Source organism: Asanoa ferruginea (genome assembly GCF_003387075.1).
Lineage (GTDB): Bacteria > Actinomycetota > Actinomycetes > Mycobacteriales > Micromonosporaceae > Asanoa > Asanoa ferruginea.
In genome coordinates this window covers 8,171,691-8,197,738 of the sequence record NZ_QUMQ01000001.1, presented here as the reverse complement: position 1 = coordinate 8,197,738, position 26,048 = coordinate 8,171,691, and the positions used below count along the sequence as shown (strand labels likewise).

The window sequence follows — 26,048 nt, the reverse complement described above, 5'->3', positions numbered from 1 at the left end:
GGTCACCGGGATGGCGACGCCGACCGGGACCTACCGCGTGCAGATCCGCCCCGACTTCACCTTCGACGACACCGCCGCCCTCGCCGGCTACCTGGCCGACCTCGGTGCCAGCCACCTCTACAGCGCGCCGCTGCTGACCGCCGCGCCCGGCTCGGCGCACAACTACGACGTGGTCGACCACCGCCACGCCAACCCGCAGCTCGGCGGCGAGGCCGGTCGGCTGCGGCTGGTCGCCGCGCTGCGCGCCGCCAAGCTGGGCTTCGTCGTCGACATCGTGCCCAACCACGCGGGCATCGCCGTCCCGGCGGCCAATCCGGCGTGGTGGGACGTGCTGACCAACGGGCGGGACTCGGCGTACGCCTCCTGGTTCGATATCGATTGGTCCCGGGACCGGATCCTGGTGCCGGTCCTGGGCGACGACGGCGATCTCGACGCCCTCCGGATCGAAGACGGCGAGCTGCGCTACTACGACCACCGTTATCCGATCGCGCCGGGCACCGGTGCCGGCACCCCGCGCGAGGTGCACGCCCGGCAGCACTACGAGCTGGTCGGCTGGCGGCGCGGCGATGCCGAGCTCAACTACCGGCGCTTCTTCGCGATCAGCGACCTGGCCGGGCTGCGGGTGGAAGACCAGGCGGTGTTCGACGCGACGCACGCCGAGGTGCTGCGCTGGCTCGACGCCGGCGAGATCGACGGGATCAGGGTCGACCACCCCGACGGGCTGCGCGACCCGGTCGGCTACCTGACGCGGCTCCGCGGGGCGGCCCTGGGCGCGTGGTTGATCATCGAAAAGATTCTGGAGTACGGGGAGGAGCTGCTCGCCTGGCCCGTCGACGGCACCACCGGTTACGACGCGCTGCGTGAGGTCTGCGGCCTGTTCGTCGACCCGGCCGGGGAGGCGGCGTTCACCGCGCTGGACACGTCGCTGACCGGCGTCGCGGTGTCCTGGCCCGAGCTGACCCACGCCTGCAAGCTCGAGGTCGCACACCGGATGTTCCCGGCCGAGCTGCACCGGCTGTCCGCACTGGTCCCCACGCTGCCCGACGCCGCCGCCGGGCTCGCCGAGCTGGCGGCCAACTTCCCGGTCTACCGGTCCTACGGTGCCGACGGCCTGCGCCACCTGGCCCGCGCCCGATCCGAGGCCGGCCGGCGGCGCCCCGACCTCACACCGACGCTCGACGCGCTGACCGCCCGGCTGCGCGACCCCGACGACGAGCTGGCGCAGCGCTTCTCCCAGCTCACCGGCGCGGTGATGGCCAAGGGCGTGGAAGACACCGCCTACTACCGGTGGACCCGGTTCGTCGCGCTCAACGAGGTCGGCGGTGCGCCGGAGCGGTTCGGCGTCGGGCTCGGCGAGTTCCACGGCGCCGCGGCGCGCCGGCACCGGCGCTGGCCGCGCGGGATGACCGCCCTTTCCACCCACGACACCAAACGCGGTGAGGACGTACGCGCGCGGCTGGCCGTGCTCGCGGAGGTGCCGGACCGCTGGGCGCGGGCGCTCGGATCGTGGATGTCCGCGGCGCCGCTGCCCGACCCGGCGTGTGCGCACCTGCTCTGGCAGACCGTCGCGGGAGCGTGGCCCATCTCTCGGGAGCGGTTGCACGCCTATCTGGAAAAGGCCGCCAGGGAAGCCTCGGTGTCGACCAGTTGGGCGTCGCCGTCCGCCTCGTTCGAGGGCGCCTTGCACGCCGTGGTCGACCGCATCTACGACGACCCGGCTCTGAACGCGGCGGTGTCGACGTTCGCCGCCGAGATCACTCCCGCCGGCTGGTCCAACGCGCTCGGGCAGAAGCTGGTGCAGCTCACCATGCCCGGCGTGCCCGACGTCTACCAGGGCACCGAGCTCTGGGAGAACTCGCTGGTCGATCCCGACAACCGGCGGCCGGTCGACTTCGCCGCGCGGGCGGCTCTGCTGGAGCGGATCGATCGCGGGTGGCAGCCGCCGGTCGACGCGTCCGGCGCGGCGAAGCTGCTGGTTGTCTCGCGAGCGCTGCGGCTGCGCCGCGACCGGCCCGACCTGTTCACCGGCTACCGGCAGCTACCCGTGTTCGGCCCGGCGGCCGACCATGTGGTCGCGTTCGACCGCGGCGGCGCGATCGCGGTGGCCACCCGGCTGCCCGTCGGGCTGTCCTTGCGTGGCGGCTGGGACACCACGTATCTGACCCTTCCGGGCAATTCTTCCGTTCCTGATGACTCTGCGTCTTCGCGGCGTTTTACGGATTCGTTCACCGGACGGGCTTACAGTGGACCCCGGCTACCGGTGTCTGACCTGCTCGTCAGCTATCCGGTCGCACTGCTGACCCCCGCCGAAACCGTGGTGGCGCCGTGACTGTGTTCTCTGTGTGGGCCCCGGACGTGTCGCGTGTGCGGGTGCGCTTGGATTCTGGCGATCTTGCGCTTTCGCTGGATGCCTCCCGGCCCGGCTGGTGGACGCTCGACGTGCCGTCCGCCGGTCCCGGCACCGACTACGCCTACCTGCTCGGCGATGACGACCAGCCGTTGCCCGACCCCCGCTCGGCCTGGCAGCCGGCCGGGGTGCACGGCTTCAGCCGGGTCTACGACCAGTCGGCCTACCAGTGGGCTGACGTTTCCTGGACGGGCCGGCAGCTGCCTGGCAGCGTGCTCTACGAGCTGCACATCGGCACGTTCACTCCGGAAGGCACCTTCGACGCGGCGATCGAGCGCCTCGACCACCTGGTCCGCCTCGGCGTCGACCTGGTCGAGTTGCTCCCGGTCAACGCGTTCAACGGCGACCACAACTGGGGCTACGACGGCGTCTGCTGGTTCGCGCCGCAGGAGTCCTACGGCGGTCCCGATGGCCTGAAGCGCTTCGTCGACGCCTGCCACCAGCGCGGCCTGGGGGTGGTCCTCGACGTCGTCTACAACCATTTCGGCCCTTCGGGGGCCTACGCGCCGATGTTCGGTCCCTACCTGTCCGAGGGCCCGGGCACCAGCTGGGGCTCCTCGGTCAACCTCGACGGGCCGCTGTCGGGCGAGGTCCGCGCCTACATCGTCGACAGCGTGACGGGCTGGCTGCGCGACTACCACGTCGACGGCCTGCGGCTAGACGCCGTGCACGCCTTGGTCGACCGCGGCGCCACCCACCTGCTGGAGGAACTGGCGGTCGCGGTCGACGCCCTGTCCGCCCACGTGGGCCGCCCGTTGTCGCTGATCGCCGAGTCCGACCTCAACGACCCGAAACTGATCACCGCCCGCGAGGGCGGCGGCTACGGTCTGACCGGTCAGTGGAACGACGACGCCCACCACGCGCTGCACACGCTGCTGACGGGGGAGCGGCAGGGCTACTACGCCGACTTCGGCTCGCTCCAGACCCTCTCGGACGTGCTGACCGGAGCCTTCTTCCACGCCGGCACCTGGTCGTCGTTCCGCCAGCGGGTGCACGGCCGCCCGGTCGACCGGACCCGGGTCCCCGGTTACCGCTTCGTCGCCTACCTGCAAAACCACGACCAGATCGGCAACCGCGCAATAGGCGACCGCTTGTCGGCGTCGCTGTCGCCGGGCCTGCTGCGGGTCGGGGCAACGCTGCTGTTCACGGCCCCCTTCACCCCGATGCTGTTCATGGGCGAGGAGTGGGGCGCCACCACCCCGTGGCAGTTCTTCACCAGCCACCCGGAGCCGGAGTTGGCCGCCGCGGTGGCCACGGGCCGCCGCCGCGAGTTCGCGTCACACGGCTGGCCCGAGGGCGACGTGCCCGACCCGCAGGACCCGGCGACCTATCTGCGGTCACGGCTGGACTGGGCCGAGCTCGACAAGCCCGACCATGCGGAAATCCTGGATTTCTATACGCGCCTGATCGCCCTGCGCAAGGCGACCCCCGACCTGTCCGACCCCCGTTTGGACAAGATCGAGGTAACCCACGGCGACCAGTGGCTGGTCATGCACCGAGGTTCGGTAGCGGTGGCAGCCAACCTGGCCGGCAAACCCCAACGCATCACAGTGCCGGGCTTCATCCGCTCAGTCCTGATGGCAACAGAATCCGGTGCGACGGTCATGCGTGACGGCATCCAACTCCCGGCCGAATCGGCAGTCGTCGTCGCCCTCGCGTAGGCGTCCACCATCTGGCCAAGGGACCAAGCGAAGAATCAGGTGAGCGCGGGCCTGCTCGAACATGCGGAACGCCACGCACGCGACCGCACTGGACCGTGGGTCATCGGCGGCAAACGTTGCGACGGGGTCGGGAAGGCCGGCGTTTCAACGTCAGCAACGAGAGGGAGTTCGCTCATCAACTGACCTGGAGCGCGTCTCTCGGATGGCAGATGGGCGCCAGCAGACCGGCGGTGCGCCGCGGTTCGACGCGGACCATCAACGATCTCGCGACCAGATGACCAGAGGCGCATCGGCGTTGGGTAGCCGAGGTGTGCGCTCGACGGCTGTTCGCCAACGCGTTTCCGGCCACCGTGTCCGCGCCATTGATTTTGCATTATCGAAAACCTCTGGCGGGGCAGATTTTCAGCAGTTGATCAGAGATAATTGATGCATGCGGCAGCTCCAATTCTTTACCACAAAGGAGCTAGCCGTGATGCGCGACCGCACCGCGGCCCGCAATTATTCGCCTGCGGGTGAGGAGTTCCGTCGTGAGCATCAGCGCCATCGTGCCTGGGGCTTGACCCAACGGCAGGCCGAGCGCCTGCGCCACGCCACTGACCGCGACCCCCGCGCACCAGCTGCTGGCGAAAGCTCGCCAGAGCCCGTCTCCCCGACAGCCACGCCGCTCCACCGCGCGGTGCGCCCGACCACGAACCCAGGCGTCATCGCAGGTCAGGGCGACTCGGGCGGTGCGAAGCCCATGACCGACCAACCGCGCACGCAGGCAAGGGGATCATCGCAGCCGGCCGCGGAGGCATCGACTGGGCCCGAGGGAGCGGCGCCGTCGCGACCGTCGCGAAATGCACCGATGTCCCGAGAAAAGAAAGCCAAGAATCGGCCCGAAATGCCGATAGGGGATTGTCGAAGCCGACCACACTGGCCCCGACCAAGCGACCAAAGACGCACCCTCGCGCGCGGCGGGAAATGCGCTTCCTCGGCCGAGCGAAAGACGCACCGGCGTTCTCAACACGATATCCGCTATCGCGCTCAATCGGGAACGCACCGACGCGGGCCGCCGGATAACGACGATCAAAGGCCGGCCCCACCTGCGCTCGCCGGTCTGGGACTGCACATCGGCATGGCGGCGGCCAACTTGATCCGGCGGGTGTTGCCGTCGATGCAGTTGCCGTGGTCGCCGGTGCGCGCCGACTTGCACACGGCGTCGAAGCGGCCGCCGATGATCGGGTCACACAGGTCCGAGATCCCGCACGACGTTGAGACGGCCGACGGACTCCTCCATGCGGTGCTCGACCGCGCCGATCTGCAGGAGCTGGTCGATCGGCATCACCGCGCGAGATATTCCGGGTTCATCGGTTTGGGTGATCTAGTGCCGCTCGCCGAGGTGTGACGCGGCTCTCGCCCGAGCTGTCGATTTCGGCCCAGCCGGGTTCGTCGGTGCGGCAAAGGGGTTCCATCCAGGGCCCCTACCCGGGGAAGGTGTGTCTCATGGCGAAATACATGCTGCTCATCTACGGCGACGCCGAGCAGTGGGAATCCATGACGCCCGAGCAGGGCGCGGCGCATGACGCCGCCCATGTCGCGTTCCGCGACAGTGCCGGTGTGCAAATCATCGGGGGGCACGAGCTCGTGTCGTCGCCCGTGGCGACCTCACTGCGGGCCGACGCCGCCGGAGACGTGATGCTGACCGACGGGCCGTTCCTGGAGACCAAAGAGGCGCTCGGCGGCTACTACCTGCTCGAGGCCGACGATCTCGATCAGGTGGTCAAGCTGGCCTCGCTGCTGCCCGAGGTGCGGGCCGGGCACAGCGGGGTCGAGATCCGTCCGGTGCTCGAGCACGAATGACCGACGCGGTCGGCGCGGCGGTGGCGTTGGCCCACCGCCGCGAGTGGGCGCAGGTCCTCGCCACCACGGCGCAGGCCACCGGTGACCTCGATCTCGCCGAGGAGTGTGCCCAGGACGCGTTCGCGCGGGCGCTCAAAACCTGGCCCCAGACCGGCATTCCGGACCGGCCTGGCGCCTGGCTCACCCAGGTCGCCCGCAATCAGGCCCGCGACGAGTTGCGCCGGCGGGAGGCGTTCCGGCGGCGGATGCCGCTGCTTGTCACCGACGAGGCCGCCGCGGGGCCGGATGCCGGGCTCGACGACGACCGGCTGCGGCTGATCTTCACCTGCTGCCACCCTGCCCTGGCGCGCGAGGCCCAGGCCGCGCTGACCCTGCGGCTGGTCTGCGGGCTCTCGACGAGTGAGGTGGCCCGGGCCTTTCTGGTGTCGCCGGCGACCATGGGCGCGCGGATCACCCGGGCCAAGAAGAAGATCGCCGAGGCCCGGATCCCTTACCGCGCCCCGGCGCCCGACCAGCTCGGCGCGCGGGTCGGTGTCGTGCTCGAGGTGGTCCAGCTCATCTTCACGACCGGGCACACGGCGCCCGCGGGTCCCCGGCTGATCCGGCACGACCTGCTCGACCGCGCCCTTGATCTCGGGCGGCTGCTGCACCTGCTGATGCCCACCGACGCCGAGGTCAGCGCCCAACTCGCGCTGATGCTGCTGATCGACGCCCGGTCGGCCAGCCGGGTCGGCGATGACGGCCGCCTGCTGCTGCTCGAAGAGCAGGACCGCTCCCGCTGGGACACCGACCAGATCAACGAGGGCGTCGCCCTGCTGGTGCGCGCACTCCGACACCACAACCCCAGCCGCTACGCGCTCCAGGCCGCCATCGCCGCCGTGCACGCCGAGGCGAAGACCTGGGCAGACACCGACTGGCCGGCGATCGTCGCCCTCTACGACCGGCTGCTGACGCTCTGGCCCTCGAAGGTCGTCGCGCTCAACCGGGCGGCGGCGATCGGCATGCGTGACGGGCCACATGCGGGACTAGAGCAACTCGACCCGCTGCTCGCCGATCCCACCCTCGCCACCTACCCCTACCTCAGCGCCGCCCGCGCCGACTTTCTCCGCCAGCTGCGCGAATGGGACAAGGCCGCGGCGGCGTACGAGGAAGCCATCGCCCTTACCGGCAACGACCCCGAGCGCCGCTTCCTCACCGAGCGGCTCGAAGCCGTGCGCCGGGCCTCCGCGTAGTCAACGCGTCAAGAAAGCATCAGGCCGCGTATGGAAAGCGTCTGAGCCAGTTCCCTCACGCCCGCTTCGGCGTTTCGATGCCTCCGGCGCCTGTCCGTTGTCGAGGGCCGCCCCGGTTTCGATGAATAGGAGTTACGCACGTGCATGACGTGCTGTTCGTACTCGTGACGGTGGCCTTCTTCGCCATCCTCGCGCTGGTGGTGCGAGGGGTGGAGAAGCTGTGAGCGCCGTCAACCTGATCGGCCTGATCGTTTCGGCCGCGCTCGCGGTGTTCCTGCTCGCCGCACTGCTGTTCCCGGAGCGTTTCTGATGAGCATGACTGTCGCGGGCATACTGTTCATCGTTTCGCTCCTGGTCGCCCTGGCGGTCGCCTACCGCTACTTCGGCGACTACATGTACCGGGTGGTGGTCGGGGCCAAGCACTCCGTCGTCGAGCGCGGCATCTACCGGGTGCTGAGGGTCAACCCCGAAGGCGAGCAGACCTGGAAGGCGTACGCCGGAAGCCTGTTGGCGTTCTCCGCGCTCTCGATCCTGTTCCTCTACGCGCTGCTGCGCCTACAGGGCGTGCTCTGGGACAACCCGAAGTTCCCGGGCGTCACCGACCACATCGCCTGGAACACGGCGGTCTCGTTCGTGACCAACACGAACTGGCAGGCCTACTCGGGTGAGTCGACCATGACCCACCTGTCGCAAATGGGCGGCCTGGCGGTGCAGAACTTCGTGTCGGCCAGCGTCGGCATCGCGGTCGCGGTGGCCCTCGTTCGCGGGTTCGCCCGGCGCAAGAGCGGCACGCTTGGCAACTTCTGGGTCGACCTGACCCGGATCACGCTGCGCATCCTGCTGCCCGTCGCGGTGGTCGCCACCGTCGCGCTGATCATCGGCGGCGTCGTGCAGAACTTCTCCGGCGGTCACGACGTGTCCACGCTGACCGGCGGGTCGCAGACCCTGACCGGCGGGCCGGTGGCCAGCCAGGAGGTCATCAAGGAACTGGGCACCAACGGCGGCGGCTACATGAACGCCAACAGCGCCCACCCGTTCGAGAACCCCACGCCGTGGACCGACTGGATCGAGCTGTTCCTGATCCTGCTGATCCCGGTCAGCATGCCGCGGGTGTTCGGCCGGATGGTCGGTCAGAACCGCCAGGGGTACGCGATCCTCGCGGTGATGGGCATCCTGGCCATCGCCAGCATCGGCCTGACCAACGCGTTCGAGCTCGCCGGCAACGGCACGGTCCCGCACGCGGTCGGCGCGGCGCTGGAGGGCAAGGAGATCCGGTTCGGGACGTCGAACTCGGCGACCTTCGGCGCGATAACCACGCTGACGTCGACGGGTGCGGTCAACTCGTTCCACGACTCCTACACGTCGCTCGGCGGCATGATGCCGATGATCAACATGATGCTCGGCGAGGTCGCGCCCGGCGGTGTCGGCGCGGGTCTCTACGGCATGCTCGTGCTCGCCGTGATCACGGTCTTCGTCGCCGGCCTGATGGTCGGTCGTACGCCGGAATATCTCGGCAAGAAGATCGGGTCCCGTGAGATCAAGTTCGCGTCGCTCTACTTCCTGATCACACCGGCGGTGGTGCTGATAGGTGTGGCGGCGGCGATGGCGACGTCGAACCACACGACGATGCTCAACGTCGGTCCACACGGCTTCTCCGAGGTGCTCTACGCGTTCACCTCGGCCGCCAACAACAACGGTTCGGCGTTCGCCGGCATCACCGTCAACACCGGCTGGTGGGACAACGCGCTCGGCTTCGCTATGCTGCTCGGCCGCTTCCTGCCGATCATCATGGTGCTCGGCCTCGCGGGCGCGCTGGCCAGACAGCAACCGGTGCCCGAGTCGAAGGGCACGTTGCCGACGCACCGGCCGCTCTTCGTCGCGATGCTCGTCGGCGTGACGGTGGTCCTGGTGGCCCTGACGTTCCTGCCCGCCCTCGCTCTCGGCCCGCTGGCCGAGGGTCTCTGAGCCGCCGTCCACAAAGGATTCTGGAGATGACTGCAACAACAACGGCGGCCGCACCGACTGCGGCGCCGCGCCGGATCGGCGGCGGCCTGCTCGACCCCAAGCAGCTATGGACGTCGCTGCCCGACGCGACCCGCAAGCTCGACCCGCGCACCCTGTGGCGCAACCCGGTGATGTTCATCGTCGAGGTGGGCGCGGTGTTCACCACCGTGCTCGCGATCACCGACCCGACGCTGTTCGCCTGGCTGATCACGGTCTGGCTCTGGCTCACCGTGATCTTCGCGAACCTCGCCGAAGCCGTCGCCGAGGGGCGAGGCAAGGCGCAGGCCGCCACGCTCCGGGCGGCCAAGCGGGACACGATGGCCACCCGGCTGACCGGCTGGGAGCCGGGCACACCGACGTCGCGCTACCGCGACGAGGTGGTGTCGGCCGGCGAGCTTCGACAGGGCGACATCGTCGTCGTCGAGGCAGGCCAGACGATCCCCGGCGACGGTGACGTCGTCGAGGGCATCGCCAGCGTCGACGAGTCGGCGATCACCGGCGAGTCGGCACCGGTTATCCGCGAGTCCGGCGGCGACCGCAGCGCGGTCACCGGCGGCACCAAGGTGCTCTCCGACCGGATCGTCGTCAAGATCACCCAGAAGCCGGGCGAGAGCTTCATCGACCGCATGATCGCGCTGGTCGAAGGTGCCACCCGGCAGAAGACGCCCAACGAGATCGCGCTCAACATCCTGCTGGCCGCGCTGACCATCATCTTCCTGCTCTCGGTGGTCACCCTCCAGCCGATGGCGATCTTCGCGAAGGCGTTCCAGGGCGCCGCGCCGGACACCCAGTCGCTCAACGCCGACGGCATCTCCGGGATCGTCCTGATCTCGCTGCTGGTCTGCCTGATCCCGACCACGATCGGCGCGCTGCTCTCGGCGATCGGCATCGCCGGCATGGACCGGCTGGTGCAGCGCAACGTGCTGGCCATGTCCGGCCGGGCCGTCGAGGCCGCCGGCGACGTCAACACCCTGCTGCTCGACAAGACCGGCACGATCACCCTGGGCAACCGCCAGGCATCGGAGTTCCTGCCGGTCGAAGGGGTCACCGCGGAGACGCTCGCCGACGCGGCGCAACTCTCCAGCCTCGCCGACGAGACCCCCGAGGGTCGCTCGATCGTCGTGCTCGCCAAGCAGGACTACGGCCTGCGGGCGCGCGAGGAGGGCGTGATGCCCAACGCCCAGTTCGTGGCGTTCAGCGCCGAGACGCGAATGTCCGGTGTGGACCTGACCGACCGTCGGATCCGCAAGGGTGCGGCGTCGGCGGTGATGAAGTGGGTACGCGAGAACGGTGGCCACCCCACCGAGGAGGTCGGCGAGACCGTCGACGCCATCGCGGGCAGCGGCGGCACGCCGCTGGTCGTGGCGGAGCACATCGAAGGGCAGCCCGCCCGGGCGCTCGGCGTCGTGCACCTCAAGGACGTGGTCAAGGCCGGCATGCGGGCGCGGTTCGAGGAGATGCGCCGCATGGGCATCCGGACCGTCATGATCACGGGCGACAACCCGCGCACCGCAAAGGCGATCGCGGACGAGGCCGGTGTCGACGACTTCCTCGCCGAGGCCAAGCCCGAAGACAAGATGGCCCTGATCAAGAAGGAGCAGGAAGGCGGCCGGCTGGTCGCCATGACCGGCGACGGCACCAACGACGCGCCCGCCCTGGCGCAGGCCGACGTCGGCGTGGCGATGAACACCGGCACGTCGGCGGCCAAAGAGGCCGGCAACATGGTCGACCTCGACTCGGACCCGACCAAGCTGATCGAGATCGTGGAGATCGGCAAGCAGTTGCTGATCACCCGTGGTGCGCTGACCACGTTCTCGATCGCCAACGACATCGCCAAGTATTTCGCGATCATCCCGGCCATGTTCGCCGGCATCTACCCGAGCCTGGACGCGCTCAACATCATGAAGCTGTCCAGCCCGGAGTCGGCGATCCTCTCCGCGGTCATCTTCAACGCGCTGATCATCATCGCGCTGATCCCGCTCGCCCTGCGCGGCGTGCGCTACCGGCCGAGCAGCGCGTCGAAGCTGCTGACCCGCAACCTCTGGATCTACGGCCTGGGCGGGATCATCGTCCCGTTCATCGGCATCAAGATCATCGACCTGATCATCCAAGGGATCTTCTGATGCGCCTACCTTCCTGGATCTCCCAGCACCTGACGGCGTTGCGCGCCGTGCTGGTCTTCACCGTCCTGCTCGGCCTGATCTACCCGCTGGTGATGACCGGCGTCGCCCAGATACCGGGCCTGCACGACAAGGCCAACGGTTCGATCGTCAAAACCGCCGACGGCAAGGAGGTGGGCAGCGGGCTGATCGGGCAGTCGTTCACCGACGCCGACGGCAACGCCGTGCTGACCTACTTCCAGTCGCGCCCGTCGGCGGCCGGCGACGGCTACGACCCGACCTCGACCGCGGCCAGCAACCTCGGCCCGGAGAGCATCGAAGACGTGCTCCCGGTGCCGGGCGCGGTCGACGACGAGGGCAACCCCGACGAGGGTACGCAGAGCCTGCTCACCCAGGTCTGCGCCCGCAGCGCCGAGGTTGGCCAGCGGGAAGGCGTCTCCGGCGCCCGCCCGTTCTGCACCAGCGACGGCGTCGGCGCCGTGCTCCGGGTCTTCCGGGCCCAGGGCCTGACCGGCACCGTCACCCGGGCGGTCAGCGTCAACCAGGCCTGCCCGGCGACCCCGTTCGTCGCCACCTACGAGGGCGTCGCCGTCGAGTGCGGCAAGCCCGGCGAGGACTATTCGGGCGGGGTGCTGACCGCGATCCGCGGTGACGCGCCGGCCGACCCGGCGGTGCCGTCCGACGCGGTCACCGCCAGTGGCTCGGGCCTCGACCCGCAGATCAGCACCGCGTACGCGGACCTCCAGGTCAACCGGGTCGCGCGCGAGCGTGGCGCGGACCCGGCCGCCGTGCGCAAGCTGGTCGACGAGAACACCCAGGGCCGCGCGCTCGGCTTCATGGGTGAGCCCGGTGTCAACGTTCTGAAGCTCAACCTCGCGCTGGACCGCGAGCTGCCCGCTCGCTGACGGGGGGCCAGGGGCGGTTCTTAGGAAGGGATCCGATGGCACGCGGAGAACTGCGGATCTATCTCGGGGCCGCCCCTGGTGTGGGCAAGACGGTGGCCATGCTCGAGGAGGCACAGCGCCGCCTCGATCGGGGCACCGACGTGGTGGTCGGGTTGGTCGAGACGCACGGCCGGGCGTACACCGGCCGGATGGTCTCTGATCTTGAAGTGGTGCCGCGGCGCGCGATGGAGTATCGCGGCGTCGCGTTCACCGAACTCGACGTCGACGCGCTCCTCGCGCGGGCGCCCGAGGTGGCGCTGGTCGACGAGCTGGCGCACACCAACGTGCCCGGCTCGCGCAACGAGAAGCGCTGGCAGGACGTCCAGGAGCTGCTCGACGCGGGGATCACCGTGCTGTCCACGGTGAACATCCAGCACCTGGAGTCGCTCAACGACGTCGTCGAGCAGATCACCGGCGTCGCACAGCGCGAGACCGTGCCGGACAGCGTCGTGCGCGGAGCCGACCAGGTCGAGCTGGTCGACATGACGCCCGAGGCGCTGCGCCGGCGGATGGCGCACGGCAACATCTACCGGCCGGACAAGATCGACGCGGCGCTCGGCAACTACTTCCGGGTCGGTAACCTCACGGCGCTGCGCGAGTTGGCCCTGCTGTGGGTCGCTGACAAGGTCGACGAGCAGCTCGAGCGCTACCGCGCCGCCAACGGGATCGGCACGACCTGGGAGACCCGGGAACGCGTCGTCGTCGCGGTCACCGGCGGGCCGGAGGGCGAGACGCTGATCCGCCGCGCCGCCCGGATCGCCGCCCGCAGCAAGGGCACCGACCTGATGGCGGTGCACGTCGCCCGCTCCGACGGCCTCACCGGCGCCGACCCGGCCCTGCTGGCCAAGCAGCGGCTGCTCGTCGAGAGTCTGGGCGGCAGCTACCACCAGGTGGTCGGCGGCGACATCCCGCGGGCGCTGCTCGAGTTCGCCCGGGGCGTCAACGCCACCCAACTCGTGCTCGGCGTGAGCCGGCGCGGCCGGCTGGCCCAACTCCTCGCCGCCGGCGTCGGCGTCACCACCTCGGCCCGCTCCGACGCCATCGACGTGCACCTGGTGACCCACGACGAGGTCGGCCGGGGCCGCCGCCTGGCCGCTCCCGCACCCGCCCTCTCGGCCCGGCGCCGGCTGATCGGCCTGGGATTGGCGGCCTTCGGGCTGCCCGCGCTGACCGGCCTGTTGTGGCCGTTGCGCGGCGACCTGTCGCTGCCCAGCGAGATCCTGCTCTACCTGGCCGCGGTCGTCGGCATCGCGCTGGTCGGCGGCATCTGGCCGGCCCTGCTCGCCGCCGTCGCCGCGTCGCTGCTGATCAATTTCTTCTTCACCGAGCCGGTGCACACCTGGACGATCGCCGAGCGGGAGAACATCCTCGCGCTGCTCGTGTTCGTGGTGATCGCGGCGGCCGTGTCCTGGATCGTCGACGTAGCCGCCCGCCGGACCCGCGACGCCGCCCAGGCCAGCGCCGAGGCGCAGACCCTGGCCACGGTCGCCGGCAGCGTGCTGCGCGGCACCCGCCCGCTGACGGCCTTGCTCGAGCGGCTCCGCGAGACCTTCGGGCTGGAGGCCGTCACGCTGCTCGAACGCCGCGCCGACGCCCGGCCCGACCAGCAGCGCGACCCGCGGGCCTGGTCGGTCGCGGCCTGCGTGGGCGGCCCGCCGTGCGCCGCGCCCGGGGACGCTTCGACGGAGGTGAGCGTCGACGACGGGCTGGTGCTGGCACTGAGCGGGCGGACGGTCGCGGCCGCCGATCGCCGGCTGATCGAGGCGTTCGCCGCCCAGGCCGCGGTCGCGCTCCGGCACGAGCGGCTGGCCGAGCAGGCCGCGCAGGCCCGCCCGCTGGCCGAGGCCGACCGGATGCGTACCGCCCTGCTGGCCGCGGTCAGCCACGACCTGCGTACCCCGCTGGCCTCCGCCAAGGCCGCCGTCGACAGCCTGGTCAGCCAGGAGGTGGCGTTCTCCGAGGACGACCGCGACGACCTGCTCGCGACCGCCGACGAGTCGCTCGACCGGCTGGCCCGGTTGGTCGACAACCTGCTCGACCTGAGCCGGCTCCAGGCCGGCGCGCTCGGCGTGACGCTCGCCGAGATCGGCCTGGAGGACGCGGTGCCACGGGCGCTCGACGAGCTGGGCGAGGCCGGCCGGCTGGTCCGCGCCCAGATCACCGCCGACCTGCCGGCCGTGGCCGCCGACCCGGGCCTGCTGGAGCGGATCCTGGTCAACCTGATCACTAATGCGCTGCGCTTCAGCCCCGCCGGCCGGCCGCCAACGGTCACCGCCCGCTACCACGGCTCACTGGTGGAGTTGCGCGTGGTCGACCGTGGCCCGGGGATCCCGGAGGCCGACCGCGACAAGGTCTTCGTGCCGTTCCAGCGGATGGGCGACCGCGACAACCACAACGGCGTCGGCCTGGGTCTGGCGCTGTCCCGGGGCCTGGCCGAGGCGATGGGCGGCACCCTGATGCCGGAGACCACCAACGGCGGCGGGCTGACCATGGTGCTGGCGCTGCCCGCCGCGGTCTCCCCGGGCGACGGCGCGGCACCCGAGGCGGTCGAGCGGGCTGTGCGGGAACGCCGCCACCGTCGATGATGCGGGTGCTCGTCGTCGACGACGACCCGCAGATCGTGCGGACACTTCAGATCAACCTTCGCGTACGCGGCTACGCCGTCGATTTCGCCAGCGACGGTGCCGGCGCGTTGCGGCTGGCGTTGCGGGCGCGCCCCGACCTTGTGGTCCTTGATCTCGGCCTGCCGGACATGGACGGTCTCGAGGTGATCCGCGGCCTGCGTTCCTGGACCGCCGTGCCGGTGGTGGTGCTGACCGGCCGCAGCGGCGGCGCGGTCGCGGCCCTCGACGCGGGAGCCGACGACTATCTGACGAAGCCGTTCCTGGTCGAGGAGTTGCTGGCCCGCCTGCGGGCGGTCGCGCGGCGCCGGCTTCCCACGTCGGGGGTGCCTTCGGTGCGGATCGGCCGCTACGTCGTGGACGTCGCCGACCGCACCCTGCGCGGTGGCGATCCGTCGGTCCGGCTCACGCCGACCGAGTGGCACCTGCTGGAGATCCTGGTCCGGCACGAGGGGCGGCTGGTCAGCCACCGCCAGTTGCTGCGGGAGGTGTGGGGGCCGTCGTATGAAGGATCGACGAACTACCTCCGGCAGTACGTGACGCAGCTCCGGCACAAGCTGGAATACGTGCCGTCGCGGCCGCAGCATCTGCTGACCGAGCCGGGGGTCGGCTATCGGCTGGTGTTATAGGCGGTGTTTCTGCACCTTGCCCAGGGCGTTGCGGGGGAGTTCGGCGACGAAGACGACCTCGCGGGGTCGCTTGTGTGCGGACAGGGTCGTTGCCACGTGCCGGATCAGGGCGTCCTGGTCGGCTCCGTCGGCCACCACGTAGGCGACGATCCGCTGGCCCAGGTCGTCGTCCGGGCGGCCGACCACCGCGGCCTCTTTGACGCCCGGGTGGGTGAGCAGGGCATCCTCGATCTCGCCGGCGCCCACCCGGTAGCCGCCCGTCTTGATCAGGTCGGTCGAGGCCCGGCCGACGATCCGGTGCACGCCGTCGCCGTCGATGGTGGCCACGTCGCCGGTGCGGAACCAGCCGTCCGCGGTGAAGCTGGCCGCGGTCGCGTCGGGGCGACCTAGATAGCCCTCGAACACCGTGGCACCGCGGATCTCCAGGGCGCCCGGCGTCGTGCCGTCGTGTTTTCCGGGCTCGCCGTGGTCATCGACCAGGCGGGTTTCCACGCCCTTGATCGGGACGCCGACGGCGCCCGGCTGGCGGTGGCCGTCGGCCCGCGTCGCGACGGTGATCAGGGTTTCGGTCATGCCGTAGCGCTCGACCGGGGCCTGCCCGGTCAGCTCTTCGATGGCGGCGAAGACGCCGGCGGGCAGAGCGGCGCTGCCGGAGACGAGCAGGCGGGCGGTTCTGAGTTGGCGGGCGGCCTCCGGCGCTGCCGCTACCCGGTGCCAGATGGTGGGGACGGCGAAATAGAGGGTGCCGCAAGCCTGCGCCAGGAGGTCGGGGAGTGGGCGACCGGTGTGGTGGAGGCGGCTGCCGGTGCGCAGGGCTCCGAGCACCCCTAGGACCAGTCCGTGTACGTGGTAGAGCGGCAGCGCGTGCACCAGGCGGTCGTCGGCGGTCCAGTCCCAGGCGGCGGCGAGGCCGTCCAGGCAGGCGGCGATCGCGTCCCGGGTCATCGGGACGCCCTTGGGCTTGCCGGTGGTGCCGCTCGTGTAGAGGACGAGCGCCGGTGTCTCGGTCTGCGCGGCCTCAGCCCAGGGTGCTTTCTCGGAGATGTCGATGGGGACAAGCTCGACGCCGGTCGGCAGGGTCGTGCCGGTCGTGCCGGTCGTGCCGGTCGTGCCGGTCGTGCCGGTCGTGCCGGTCGTGCCGGTCGGCCCGGTCGTGCCGGTCGTGCCGGTCGGCCCGGTCGTGCCGGTCGTGCCGGTCGGCCCGGTCGTTCCGGTCGGCCCGGTCGCGCCTCTCGGCCCGGTCGCGCCTCTCGGCCCGGTCGCGCCTCTCGGCGCGGTCGCGGCGGTCGGCCCGGTCCGCGTGGCGTGGCCGGTCCGCCACGTCGTATCGGTCGTCGCGGTGAGCAGCACGTCGGCGCCGGAGTCGCGGAGGATGTGGTCGCGCTCAGCGACCCCCGCGTCGGGTGGGACCGGCACGATCGGAACGCCTGCCGCCAGCCCACCCAGGACGGCGGCGACGGTCTCCACCGTGGACGTGGCGAGGACGGCCGCCGCCTTGGCGCCCTGGATCCGCCGGGCCACGGCACCGCCGGCCGCGGCCAGGTCGGCGAACGAGAGCGCGTGGTCACCGACGCGGACGGCCTCGGGTTCGTCGCCGAAGGCGCCGGTCAGGGCGGGGAGCAGAGACACCCGGTCAACGCTGCCATATCGGGGCGCACGGGCCGGCCGTACCCCCGTCTGTGGTTCCGTAGCTGAAGGACAACGCGCCGTAACCCTTCCGGCGGGCCGCGTGTCGTGGGAGCTTTGTGGGTACATCGGGTGGATCCCTCTCCGACGGGCGGTGTCTGATGGGCGAAGAGGTCGACCAGCGGGAGTTCACCCGCGAAGACCGGGCGCGCTACCGGCAGAAGGTGCGCCGGTGCCTCGACGTGTTCGCGGAGATGCTGCGCGAGTCACGCTTCGACTTCGAGCGGCCCTTGACCGGCATGGAGATCGAGCTCAACCTGATCGACGACTCGGCCGACCCGGCGATGCGCAACGCCGACGTGCTCGCCGCCGTCGCTGACCCGGCCTTCCAGACCGAGCTGGGCCAGTTCAACGTGGAGATCAACGTCGCGCCCCGCCGGATCGGCGATCGGGGCTCCGCCGAGTTCGAGAGTGACATCCGGGCGAGCCTCAACGCCGCCGAAGACAAGGCCCGCGCGGTCGGCGCCCACATGGTCATGATCGGCATCCTCCCCACGCTGCGGCAGAGCCACCTGACCGTCGAGTCGCTGTCGGCCAACCCGCGCTACGCGTTGATCAACGAGCAGATCTTCACGGCCCGCGGCGAAGACCTGACCATCCGCATCGACGGCGTCGAGCGCCTCAACACGACCGCCGACACGGTGGCGCCCGAGGCCGCGTGCACGAGCACCCAGTTCCACCTCCAGGTCAGCCCCACGCAGTTCGCCTCCTACTGGAACGCCGCGCAGACGATCGCCGGCGTCCAGGTCGCGCTGGGCGCCAACTCGCCCTTCCTCTATGGCCGCGAGCTGTGGCGGGAAACCCGCATCCCGCTGTTCGAGCAGGCCACGGACACCAGATCGGAAGAGATCAAAGCTCAAGGTGTACGCCCGCGGGTCTGGTTCGGCGAACGCTGGATCACGTCGGTGTTCGACCTGTTCGAGGAGAACGTGCGCTATTTCCCGGCGCTGCTCCCGATCTGCGACCCGGCCGATCCGGCGGAGACCCTGGCCAACGGCGACACGCCGAGCCTGGCCGAGCTGCGTCTGCACAACGGCACCATCTATCGCTGGAACCGCCCGATCTACGACGTGGTCCGCAACCGCCCCCACCTGCGGGTGGAAAACCGGGTGCTGCCCGCCGGCCCGACGGTCGTCGACACGATCGCCAACGCCGCCTTCTACTTCGGCGTCGTCCGCACCCTGGCCGAGTCAGACCGTCCGCTGTGGTCCCAGATGTCGTTCAGCGCGGCTGAGGAAAACTTCCACAACTGCGCCCGCAACGGCATCGGCGCCCAGGTCTTCTGGCCGGGCCTGGGCTACCTCCCGGTGACCGAGCTCGTGCTCCGCCGCCTGCTCCCGCTGGCATCGACGGGCCTTGACCGCTGGGGCGTCGAGCCGGCCGAACGCGACCGCCTGCTGGGCATCATCGAGCAACGCTGCCTACTCGGCCGCAACGGCGCGAGCTGGCAGGTCGACACCCTGCACCACCTGGAGGTCGAAGGAAACCTCGACCGCCGCGAGGCGCTGCGCGAGGTGGTCCGCCGCTACGTGCCCCTGATGCACAGCAACCAGCCGGTCCACGAGTGGCCGTCGCCGTAGCTTTTCGCCCCAGTCATCCGGCGGTCGCCGCGCGAAAGAACTCATTCGACGGCGGCAGCGCCAGCAGGATGATCACCGAAACCACCGTGAGCAGCCCGATGAGGCCGAGGATCGCGACGCTCGGGACATACCAGGAAGGCAGCGCGGCGGTCACGTGCCGCTGCACCGTGAGGGCATCGGTCCCCTCGGGAGTCTCACCCCAGACGATCAGCCCGGCGCGGAAGCCGCTGTCGACCAGGGTGAAGGCTCCGCAGCACACGCCGATGCCACCGAGGGCCCTGATGGCTGCGCGGGCCTTGACGTTGCCCCGGCCGTTGAGGACCGCGAGCACGAGGTAGGCGATCGTGAACAGCCCGGCCAGGACGGCCCCCACCGTCGTGGTGACGATGATGCTGACGCTCTCTTCATCGCCGGTGCCCCAGTAGGCGGCGGCGGTGGCGTCGACGATGGTGCCGGCCTGGCTCAGCTGCACCACCAGGCCGACCACCTGCACGGCCGCCAGCAGGTAGAGCAACCGCACGGCGACGGTCACGCCGGCCGGTCTCGTCCATGGTGCCGGCCCGAGGGCGAGACTCAGCACGAACCTCAGCCGCCGGATCCCGCCTCGATGCTGGCCGCGGAGCGTTTCGAGCTCGGCGGTCCACTCGCGACTCTGCTCGTCGCGAAGGTGGGCCGGCCACCGCCGGACCGCCGCTCGCTGAAGGATGCCGACGAGACCGTGGGTTCGTCGGTGCACTCGCGCGCTCATGCCGGCCTCGGCTTCGTGCTGGGGCGGACCGCGGGGCCGAGCTGCTGGTAGAGCTGTGCGACGCCCTGCCGAGCGGCGGCCACCCCGTGGGCGGTGAGCCGGTAGTAGCGGCGCGGCGGCCGTGCCGCCTCGGGGTCGAGGATCTCCCATTCCGCCCGCACCCAACCGGCCTGCCTCAGCCGGGCGAGGATCGGGTAGAGGGTGCCGCTGGGCATGCCGGTCGCGTTCATGAGATCGAGGCCGTAGCGGTCGCTCGCGGGGTCGTGAAGAAACGCGGCCAGCACTTTGGCCACCCCTGCTGTCACGCGCACGTCACCGGTCATGATCGACCGACCCGACTCTCGGCACCCGACACATGTTGGAAATCTACATAGTCCTTGGCCAGCAGCGCAAGGGCCGCGTCGCGAGACGGTCACAATCCGCGCTTGGCGATGTATGAATCACCAGCCAGCGCCGACGCGACGCACCAGGTTCGCCGACTAGTCGGCGGGAGCCGCTGGGCGGCGATCGGCTCGCCTGCTCCTGGCGGGGTCGGGTTTGCCGACTAGTCGGCGGGAGCCGCTGGGCGGCGATCGGCTCGCCTGCTCCTGGCGGGGTCGGGTTTGCCGACTAGTCGGCGGGAGCCGCTGGGCGGCGATCGGCTCGCCTGCTCCTGGCGGGGTCGGGTTTGCCGACTAGTCGGCGGGAGCCGCTGGGCGGCGATTGGCCCGCTTGCTCCTGGCGGGGTCGGGTTTGCCGACTAGTCGGCGGGAGCCGCTGGGCGGCGATTGGCCCGCTTGCTCCTGGCGGGGTCGGGTTTGCCGACTAGTCGGCGGAAGCCGCTGGGCGGCGATCGGCCCGCCTGCTCCCGGCGGGGTCGGGTTCGACGGCCAGCGACGCCAGGCTCCGCCGGGCCAACCCGGTCGCGCGCTCTCGACTGCGTCGGGTTTGGCGCCCAGCGACAGCGGGACCCGCCGGGAGTCCACCCGGTCGCCCGCTCCTGGACGGGGTCGTTTGACGACCGGGGACGGCAGGCTCTGCCAGGCGGGTCCGGCCGCAGGCCTCTGGGTGCCGGCCGACCGTCTTAAGTGCCTAGCGCGCTGCGGTCCAGGCGGCGAAGACGGCGCCGAGGAGGGTGAGGCCAAGCGTCGCCTGGAGGAGGAGGGCGGGGCCGATGTGGGACCACAGGGTCGGGATGCGCGGCCGCAGGAGTTGGCCCGTCGTGATGTTCACGATGCGCTCCACTTTGGGGGGTGTGGCGCGGTCTTTCGGGCGGATGACCGTGACCTGGATGTGGTCGGAGGGTTCGAGGGCACTCTGCGGTAGGTGGCCATGGATCTCGACCTCGCAGAGCCGGCCCGCGCTGTCGCGCAGGCGCAGCGGGGTGACCAGGAACTCCGGTGCTTTGCGAAGGTCCTTGAACCTTCTTGGCGCGCCGGCTCGGGTGCCGGCCTGGAGGAGTGACAGCAGGGCGCGGCCGATCAGCCGGCCCACTGTCGCCGCCGTCACAACCGCCACCAGGACGGGTTGGCCGACCTTCATTTCGCGGGCGTACCCGGGCATTAGCCGCACGACGCGACCGGTCAGGATCGGACCACTGTGGTAGAAGACGGTGTCGTTCATCATCGCGGACCACCACTTTGCGTTAAGCCGTGTTCACCCAGTGTATTGATCCGCGCGAATGATCGCCCGTGAATGAATCGGCTTTTCGATCACCCGACCGGGCGACCGGCCACCTCCTCGTAGAGCGCGACGTAGCGCTTCGCCATCGCCGCCGGCGTGAAGCGGCGGGCCGCCTCGTGCCGGCATTCGGCCGGGTCGAGCTTGCCGGCTGCGAGCACCAGGTCGGCCAGTTCGTCTTCGGAATCGGTGAGCAGGCCCGTGCGGCCGTGCTCTATCAGTTCGGGCAGGCAGCCACGGGCGGTGGCGACCACCGGGGTGCCGAGCGCAAGAGACTCGACGACGAACGTGCCGCCCGGCTCCTCCCAGCGCAGCGGCGCGAGCATCGCGCGGGCCTCGGCGACCAGGTTGTCGCGGGCCGCGCCGGTCAGTGTGCCGACCCAGCGGACCCGGTTGCCGTCGACGTAGGGGCCGACCTTCTCGCGCCAGAAGCGAACGTCGGGGTTGGTCGACGCGGCGGGGTCGCGGAGCGCGGCGGCGAGGTCTTCGGGCTGCTTGTAGGGGCCGACCGGGCCGGCCAGCACGAGGTCGAAACCGGCTTCGTGCGCGAGGCGTACACCTAAATCCTGGCCTTTTCCGGGGGTGATGCGGCCGAGCATGACGACGTGCTCGGCGCGGTCGGCGATCGGTCGTGTCTCGGCGTCGACCGCGAGCGGGGTCGCGAGGTAGACGTGGCCTATGGCGTGCGCGCGAAGTGCGCGCGGTGCCCTCCTCAGCTGAGCGGCGCTGACGCCGTTGACGCTGATCCGGCCGCCGCCGTCGAAGGCGCCGTAGAGCTCCGGATGCTTGGCCAGGTCCCAGTGCAGCGTGTGCAGCACCGGCGTGGCGCTCGGCTCCATCGCGGCCAGCATGGCCAGGCCGATCGCTTCGACGTGGTCGTGCACGAGGTCGATGTCGTCGCGTTGCCGCACCGTGCGGACCACGGCCGCCTGGTGCGCCGTGGCCACGCCGCTGGCCTGGTTGAAGGGGCGTTGCAGCCAACCGAACTGGCCGTCCGGGAAGGGCGCGACCAGTTCGTCGACGGGTTCGGTGCTGGTGCCCACCGAGGCGAGCACCACGGTGACGCCGAGCCGGCGTAGCTCCGGCACGAGCGTCGCGACGATGTTCTCGATGCCGCCGTAGCCCTGCGGCGGCACGGGCAACCAGGGCCCGGCGTTGACCAGCACCGTGAAGGTCATGCCGGTGCCCCGGCTATTCGTATGGCGCGTCGTCTGGTCATGCCGCCACCCGGCTGCGGCGTCGCCGGGTTTGCAGGTCGGCCATGTCGCGCAGTGGCGGGCGCTCCTGGACGGAGACGTCGGTGACGACGATCTCGCGGTCGAGGTTGGGCAGTGAGTCGGTGCCGCCGCGGCGGAACTGGGTGAGCAGCGTCGAGGGCTGTGTGTCGGTGGTGACCCAGCCCTGGCGCTGGAGGCGTACCCAGACCGTGTGCAGGATCTGCCCCGACATCCGGCCGAGCGCCTCGGTGCTCTGGTGGCGGTGGCGCCGTTCGCCGAGGTCGACCTGGGCGAGGGCGTCGAGGCCGACCAGCTCGAGCAGGTCGATCAGCATGGCGATCTCGACCCCGTAGCCCGAGACGAACGGGAGCTTCTCCAGGAGCGTCCGGCGGCCGGCGTATTCACCGGCGAGCGGCTGGACGAAGCCCGACAGTTCCGGCCAGAAGAGGTTGAGCAGCGGCCGCGCCGTCAGCTCGGTCACCCGGCCGCCGCCGTCGGCCTCGACCACGCCGGCCGAGTGGTGCAGGCCACGGTGGTAGAAGCCCTTGACGTAGCCGACGCTCTGGTCGGTGAGCAGTGGCCCGACCAGCCCGGTGACGAACCTGGCGTCGAAATCTTCGAGGTCGCCGTCGACGAACGCCACGACGTCGCCGCTGGCGGCCACCAGACCGGCCCAGAGGGCATCCCCCTTGCCTTCCAGCCGCGGCAGGCCGCGGGTCATCTGGTCCTGGCTGACCACATGTGCGCCCGCCGCCGCCGCCACCCGGGCGGTCGCGTCGGACGACCGCGAGTCGACCACGATCAGCTCGTCGACCAGGTGGACGCGTTCGACGAGCTGCTGCCGGATCGTGGCGACGATCGCTCCGATCGTCGCCTCCTCATTGCGGGCGGGAATGACCACGCTCACCGTCGTGCCGCGCTTGGCGGCGACGAGCTGGCGCGGCGTCCATTGCCCCGCTGATCCGGTGCGGTAGGTCGACCAGGCCTCGACCACTGGTGAAACGCTTGTTCGCGAGTGCCACACAGGCACACCCCCAGACGCGATTCGCTGTGCCCTAAAAGTTCTCCTGTGCCATCCAGCGGGGCCGTGGCCCTCAGAAGCTGTTGAGAGTCGGTCGATTTCCCCGGATTGCCCGCCCCAAACTGTGCCCGCTTTTACACATACTGATCATCGAATTGCGCATTGCCCACTCACCTGTGTGAACGTTTGATGACGCGGCAGGTGTCGATGGTTCCCGAGGTCCGACACATATCAGATGTTTGATCCGAATACGCCGGTGGCAAAAGTAACTGGTGTGACGGCGACATTCGAGGTGAAAGGTCGGCTTATGGCGTTTAGCGAAAAGTGTCGAGTAGGCATGATCGGTGCGGGAAATGTCGCTCAGCGGCATGCGCGCGTCCTGTCTGGTTTCGCCGACGTGGAGATCATCGGCGTGACCGACGTGGTGCCGCCCGCTGCTGAGGCGCTGGCCGCGAGGCACGGCATACCCGCACTTCCCGACTCTGCGGCCCTCCTCTCGCTCCAACCCGACGCCGTCTACGTGTGTGTTCCCCCTTTCGCCCACGGCCATGCCGAGGAAGCCGTGCTGGCCTCCGGGGCGGCGATGTTCGTCGAGAAGCCGATCGGCGTCGACCTCACGGTGCCGACCCGGATTGCCGCCGAGGTGGCCCGCCGCGGCACCCGCACGGCGGTCGGCCATCACTGGCGCTACCTGGACATCGTGAGCACCGCCGCCCACCTCCTGGCCGACCGCCCGGTGCGGTTGGTCAACGGCGTGTGGTGGGACAAGGTGCCCCCGGTTGCCTGGTGGATCCGTGCCGACCGGTCCGGCGGACCGGTCGTGGAGCAGGCGGCCCACGTGGTGGACCTGGCCCGGGCCCTGGTCGGCCCGGTGACCTCGGTGCGCGCCGTCGGAACCGGGGCCCCGCCCCCGGTTGAGGGCGCCGACGTCGATGCGGCCACAGCGGCGACGATGACCTTCGCCAGCGGTGCGGTCGGGACGCTGAGCTCGGCTTGCGTCCTGGGCTGGAAGCAACGTGCCGGCCTCGAGATCATCGCCGACGGATTGGCGCTCTTCGTGGGTGAGGACGAATTGCTCATCCGGGACGGATCAGGCGAAGAGCGCCGGATCGCCGGCGATCCCGAGGCCGCCCGGGTGGCCGTCGACCGCGCGTTCGTCGACGCCCTGCGCGGTCTCGCCGACGACGTCCGGGTGCCCTACGCGGAGGCGCTGGAGACGCACCGCGTGACCTGCGCGATCGCCGAATCGGTCCGGACCGGTCAGGCGATATCCCTCGTCGAGCCAGCCGCCACCTCCATACCCGCGCCGCGCCCATCGGCCGAGGGACAGGCGGGGGTCGCGCCTCGCCCGGCGCCTGAGCTGCAGGCGGCAGCGGTCCCGCGCCCAGCGGCCGAGCAGCAGGCGGTGGCCCCGCCCGCGCCGCTTCAGCGTGCCGACTCGGCGCCGGTGCCGTCGCCGCAAGCGTCCGCGGGGATGGACGGGCCTGGTGGGGCGGGGACCGCTCGGGGCGGTGAGCGGGCCGATGGGTGACCGCGTGGTGGTGGTGACCGGCCCGGGGGAGGTCGCCATCCGTGACGTTGCCGCCGAGCCGGTGCGACCCGGGACGTTTCGGGTGGAGACCGTCTTCAGCGGGGTGTCGGCCGGCACTGAGTTGAGCTATGTCAAAGGCACCAATCCCTATCTCGGGTCGACCTGGAACGCCGAACTCGGACTTTTCGAGCCGGGTGCGGCGTCGTCGCCGTACCCCGTTGAGCGGTTGGGTTATATGGAGGTCGGGCGGGTCGTGGCCAGCCTGACCTCGGCGGTCTCGGACGGTGACCTGGTCGCGATGACCATCGGTCATCGCACCGGCTATCTGGGCGACCCGCTGGTCGACCGGGTGGTGCCGCTGCCGGGCGACCTCGACCCGATGCTCGGCGTCTATGCCGCCCACATGGGGCCGATCTGCGCGAACGGGCTGCTGCACGCGGCCGCCGACCTTGGCCAGGGTGAGGTGCGCGACCTCGGCGACGGCGTGCGGGGGCGGCGGGTCGTGGTCGTCGGCGCCGGCGTCGTCGCGCTGCTCACCGCCGCGCTGGCCCGGCAGCATGGTGCGGCCTCGGTCGTCGTCGTGGATCCGACGCCGGAACGCCGGGCCGTCGCGGCGGCGCTGGGCTTCGATGTGCTCGACCCGGACGGCGACGCGGACCCCGCCGTGGTGCTGAAGACCCGGTGGCGGCACGCCGCTGGCGACCGCGGCGCCGACGTGGTTTTTCAGTGCCGGGGGCAGGCCTATGCGCTGCAGCTGGCGCTGCGGCTGCTGCGACCGCAGGGCACGGTCGTCGACCTCGCCTTCTATCAGGGCGGCGCCGACGCGGTGCGGCTTGGCGAGGAGTTTCACCACAACGGCCTTTCGGTGCGCTGTGCGCAGATCGGGCGGGTGCCGCGTGGGCTCGCCCATGCCTGGGACCGGGACCGGCTTTCCGCTGAGACCATCGACCTGCTCCGTTCTCCGTGGGGTGCGCTGCTCCGCCAGCACCTGGTGTCGGCCGTCGTGCCCTTCGAGTCGGCCGCCTCGCTGCTGGTCGATCTCGCCGACCGCAAACGCCAGGAACTACAGGTGATTCTGAGCTTCTGAACGAAGATCAGGTCGGTTATCCACAGGCAGATTCGAACACTTGTCCACAGGCTCGTGCC

The 26,048-nt window shown here is 70.6% G+C and carries 20 protein-coding genes; 14 read left to right on the top strand and 6 right to left on the bottom strand.

What is annotated here, in order from left to right:
* The first annotated feature begins 10 nt into the window (after positions 1-10).
* The 11 genes from treY to DFJ67_RS38170 all read left to right on the top strand — a co-directional run bounded on the left by treY (position 11) and on the right by DFJ67_RS38170 (position 15,460).
* On the top strand, positions 11-2,329 hold the full coding sequence (gene treY, locus DFJ67_RS38220) for a malto-oligosyltrehalose synthase (protein ID WP_116074020.1): 2,319 nt from the start codon (positions 11-13) through the stop codon (positions 2,327-2,329).
* Positions 2,326-4,068 carry a malto-oligosyltrehalose trehalohydrolase gene (gene treZ, locus DFJ67_RS38215; protein WP_116074018.1) on the top strand — a complete coding sequence of 581 codons (1,743 nt, stop codon included), beginning with the start codon at positions 2,326-2,328 and terminating at the stop codon, positions 4,066-4,068. The genes treY and treZ overlap by 4 nt, the downstream gene beginning before the upstream one ends.
* 1,117 nt (positions 4,069-5,185) lie before the next feature.
* The gene (locus DFJ67_RS38210; RefSeq protein WP_116074016.1) at positions 5,186-5,455 is read left to right on the top strand and encodes a hypothetical protein; all 270 of its coding nucleotides are present in this window, start codon (positions 5,186-5,188) and stop codon (positions 5,453-5,455) included.
* A 98-nt stretch (positions 5,456-5,553) separates the two neighbouring features.
* A complete protein-coding gene (locus DFJ67_RS38205) occupies positions 5,554-5,910 on the top strand; it encodes a YciI family protein (protein ID WP_203784320.1) in 357 nt (118 codons plus the stop codon).
* Positions 5,907-7,142 carry an RNA polymerase sigma factor gene (locus tag DFJ67_RS38200; protein ID WP_116074014.1) on the top strand — a complete coding sequence of 412 codons (1,236 nt, stop codon included), beginning with the start codon at positions 5,907-5,909 and terminating at the stop codon, positions 7,140-7,142. The genes DFJ67_RS38205 and DFJ67_RS38200 overlap by 4 nt, the downstream gene beginning before the upstream one ends.
* Positions 7,143-7,362: 220 nt before the next feature.
* Positions 7,363-7,452: a K(+)-transporting ATPase subunit F gene (gene kdpF, locus DFJ67_RS38195; protein ID WP_116074012.1), complete on the top strand. Its 90-nt coding sequence runs from the start codon at positions 7,363-7,365 to the stop codon at positions 7,450-7,452.
* Positions 7,452-9,107: a potassium-transporting ATPase subunit KdpA gene (gene kdpA, locus DFJ67_RS38190; protein WP_116074010.1), complete on the top strand. Its 1,656-nt coding sequence runs from the start codon at positions 7,452-7,454 to the stop codon at positions 9,105-9,107. The genes kdpF and kdpA overlap by 1 nt, the downstream gene beginning before the upstream one ends.
* Positions 9,108-9,133: 26 nt before the next feature.
* Positions 9,134-11,269: a potassium-transporting ATPase subunit KdpB gene (kdpB, locus tag DFJ67_RS38185; protein WP_116074008.1), complete on the top strand. Its 2,136-nt coding sequence runs from the start codon at positions 9,134-9,136 to the stop codon at positions 11,267-11,269.
* Complete coding sequence (locus DFJ67_RS38180; protein ID WP_116074006.1) at positions 11,269-12,171, top strand: potassium-transporting ATPase subunit C; 903 nt, start codon at positions 11,269-11,271, stop codon at positions 12,169-12,171. The genes kdpB and DFJ67_RS38180 overlap by 1 nt, the downstream gene beginning before the upstream one ends.
* A 35-nt stretch (positions 12,172-12,206) precedes the next feature.
* The gene (locus tag DFJ67_RS38175; RefSeq protein WP_116074004.1) at positions 12,207-14,795 is read left to right on the top strand and encodes a sensor histidine kinase; all 2,589 of its coding nucleotides are present in this window, start codon (positions 12,207-12,209) and stop codon (positions 14,793-14,795) included.
* The gene (locus DFJ67_RS38170; RefSeq protein ID WP_116074002.1) at positions 14,792-15,460 is read left to right on the top strand and encodes a response regulator; all 669 of its coding nucleotides are present in this window, start codon (positions 14,792-14,794) and stop codon (positions 15,458-15,460) included. Before DFJ67_RS38175 ends, DFJ67_RS38170 begins: the two co-directional genes overlap by 4 nt.
* Here the strand turns inward: DFJ67_RS38170 and DFJ67_RS38165 are convergent.
* Positions 15,455-17,089: an AMP-binding protein gene (locus DFJ67_RS38165; protein ID WP_211333985.1), complete on the bottom strand. Its 1,635-nt coding sequence runs from the start codon at positions 17,087-17,089 to the stop codon at positions 15,455-15,457. The genes DFJ67_RS38170 and DFJ67_RS38165 overlap by 6 nt on opposite strands.
* A gap of 158 nt (positions 17,090-17,247) precedes the next feature.
* On the opposite strand from DFJ67_RS38165, the gene DFJ67_RS38160 reads away from it, so the two are divergent.
* Positions 17,248-18,726: a glutamate-cysteine ligase family protein gene (locus DFJ67_RS38160; RefSeq protein WP_116073998.1), complete on the top strand. Its 1,479-nt coding sequence runs from the start codon at positions 17,248-17,250 to the stop codon at positions 18,724-18,726.
* A 13-nt stretch (positions 18,727-18,739) separates the two neighbouring features.
* On the opposite strand, the gene DFJ67_RS38155 is transcribed toward DFJ67_RS38160, so the two are convergent.
* The 5 genes from DFJ67_RS38155 to DFJ67_RS38135 all read right to left on the bottom strand — a co-directional run bounded on the left by DFJ67_RS38155 (position 18,740) and on the right by DFJ67_RS38135 (position 23,374).
* Positions 18,740-19,474 (bottom strand): hypothetical protein, encoded by a 735-nt coding sequence (locus DFJ67_RS38155; RefSeq protein WP_147315772.1) that lies wholly within the window; start codon positions 19,472-19,474, stop codon positions 18,740-18,742.
* Positions 19,471-19,797 carry a PadR family transcriptional regulator gene (locus tag DFJ67_RS38150; protein WP_203784551.1) on the bottom strand — a complete coding sequence of 109 codons (327 nt, stop codon included), beginning with the start codon at positions 19,795-19,797 and terminating at the stop codon, positions 19,471-19,473. Before DFJ67_RS38150 ends, DFJ67_RS38155 begins: the two co-directional genes overlap by 4 nt.
* A 748-nt stretch (positions 19,798-20,545) precedes the next feature.
* On the bottom strand, positions 20,546-21,079 hold the full coding sequence (locus DFJ67_RS38145; RefSeq protein ID WP_116073993.1) for a hypothetical protein: 534 nt from the start codon (positions 21,077-21,079) through the stop codon (positions 20,546-20,548).
* Positions 21,080-21,165: 86 nt separating this feature from the next.
* Positions 21,166-22,311, bottom strand: coding sequence for a glycosyltransferase (locus DFJ67_RS38140; protein ID WP_116073991.1), 1,146 nt, complete (start codon positions 22,309-22,311; stop codon positions 21,166-21,168).
* A 37-nt stretch (positions 22,312-22,348) separates the two neighbouring features.
* Positions 22,349-23,374 (bottom strand): glucosyl-3-phosphoglycerate synthase, encoded by a 1,026-nt coding sequence (locus DFJ67_RS38135; RefSeq protein ID WP_116073989.1) that lies wholly within the window; start codon positions 23,372-23,374, stop codon positions 22,349-22,351.
* 271 nt (positions 23,375-23,645) lie between these two features.
* On the opposite strand from DFJ67_RS38135, the gene DFJ67_RS38130 reads away from it, so the two are divergent.
* A complete protein-coding gene (locus DFJ67_RS38130; protein WP_239097613.1) occupies positions 23,646-24,902 on the top strand; it encodes a Gfo/Idh/MocA family protein in 1,257 nt (418 codons plus the stop codon).
* Positions 24,895-25,989 carry a zinc-dependent alcohol dehydrogenase gene (locus DFJ67_RS38125; protein WP_116077141.1) on the top strand — a complete coding sequence of 365 codons (1,095 nt, stop codon included), beginning with the start codon at positions 24,895-24,897 and terminating at the stop codon, positions 25,987-25,989. The genes DFJ67_RS38130 and DFJ67_RS38125 overlap by 8 nt, the downstream gene beginning before the upstream one ends.
* Positions 25,990-26,048: the final 59 nt, after the last annotated feature.

Bases quoted from the DNA above. Each gene is read 5' to 3' on its own strand.
- DFJ67_RS38175 (WP_116074004.1), top strand. From the start codon at position 12,207: ATGGCACGCGGAGAACTGCGGATCTATCTCGGGGCCGCCCCTGGTGTG.
- treY (WP_116074020.1), top strand. From the start codon at position 11: ATGGCGACGCCGACCGGGACCTACCGCGTGCAGATCCGCCCCGACTTC.
- DFJ67_RS38170 (WP_116074002.1), top strand. From the start codon at position 14,792: ATGATGCGGGTGCTCGTCGTCGACGACGACCCGCAGATCGTGCGGACA.
- DFJ67_RS38210 (WP_116074016.1), top strand. From the start codon at position 5,186: ATGGCGGCGGCCAACTTGATCCGGCGGGTGTTGCCGTCGATGCAGTTG.
- kdpA (WP_116074010.1), top strand. From the start codon at position 7,452: ATGAGCATGACTGTCGCGGGCATACTGTTCATCGTTTCGCTCCTGGTC.
- DFJ67_RS38160 (WP_116073998.1), top strand. From the start codon at position 17,248: ATGGGCGAAGAGGTCGACCAGCGGGAGTTCACCCGCGAAGACCGGGCG.
- DFJ67_RS38145 (WP_116073993.1), bottom strand. From the start codon at position 21,079: ATGATGAACGACACCGTCTTCTACCACAGTGGTCCGATCCTGACCGGT.
- DFJ67_RS38140 (WP_116073991.1), bottom strand. From the start codon at position 22,311: ATGACCTTCACGGTGCTGGTCAACGCCGGGCCCTGGTTGCCCGTGCCG.
- DFJ67_RS38205 (WP_203784320.1), top strand. From the start codon at position 5,554: ATGGCGAAATACATGCTGCTCATCTACGGCGACGCCGAGCAGTGGGAA.
- DFJ67_RS38150 (WP_203784551.1), bottom strand. From the start codon at position 19,797: ATGACCGGTGACGTGCGCGTGACAGCAGGGGTGGCCAAAGTGCTGGCC.
- kdpB (WP_116074008.1), top strand. From the start codon at position 9,134: ATGACTGCAACAACAACGGCGGCCGCACCGACTGCGGCGCCGCGCCGG.
- DFJ67_RS38180 (WP_116074006.1), top strand. From the start codon at position 11,269: ATGCGCCTACCTTCCTGGATCTCCCAGCACCTGACGGCGTTGCGCGCC.
- DFJ67_RS38125 (WP_116077141.1), top strand. From the start codon at position 24,895: ATGGGTGACCGCGTGGTGGTGGTGACCGGCCCGGGGGAGGTCGCCATC.
- DFJ67_RS38200 (WP_116074014.1), top strand. From the start codon at position 5,907: ATGACCGACGCGGTCGGCGCGGCGGTGGCGTTGGCCCACCGCCGCGAG.
- DFJ67_RS38155 (WP_147315772.1), bottom strand. From the start codon at position 19,474: ATGAGCGCGCGAGTGCACCGACGAACCCACGGTCTCGTCGGCATCCTT.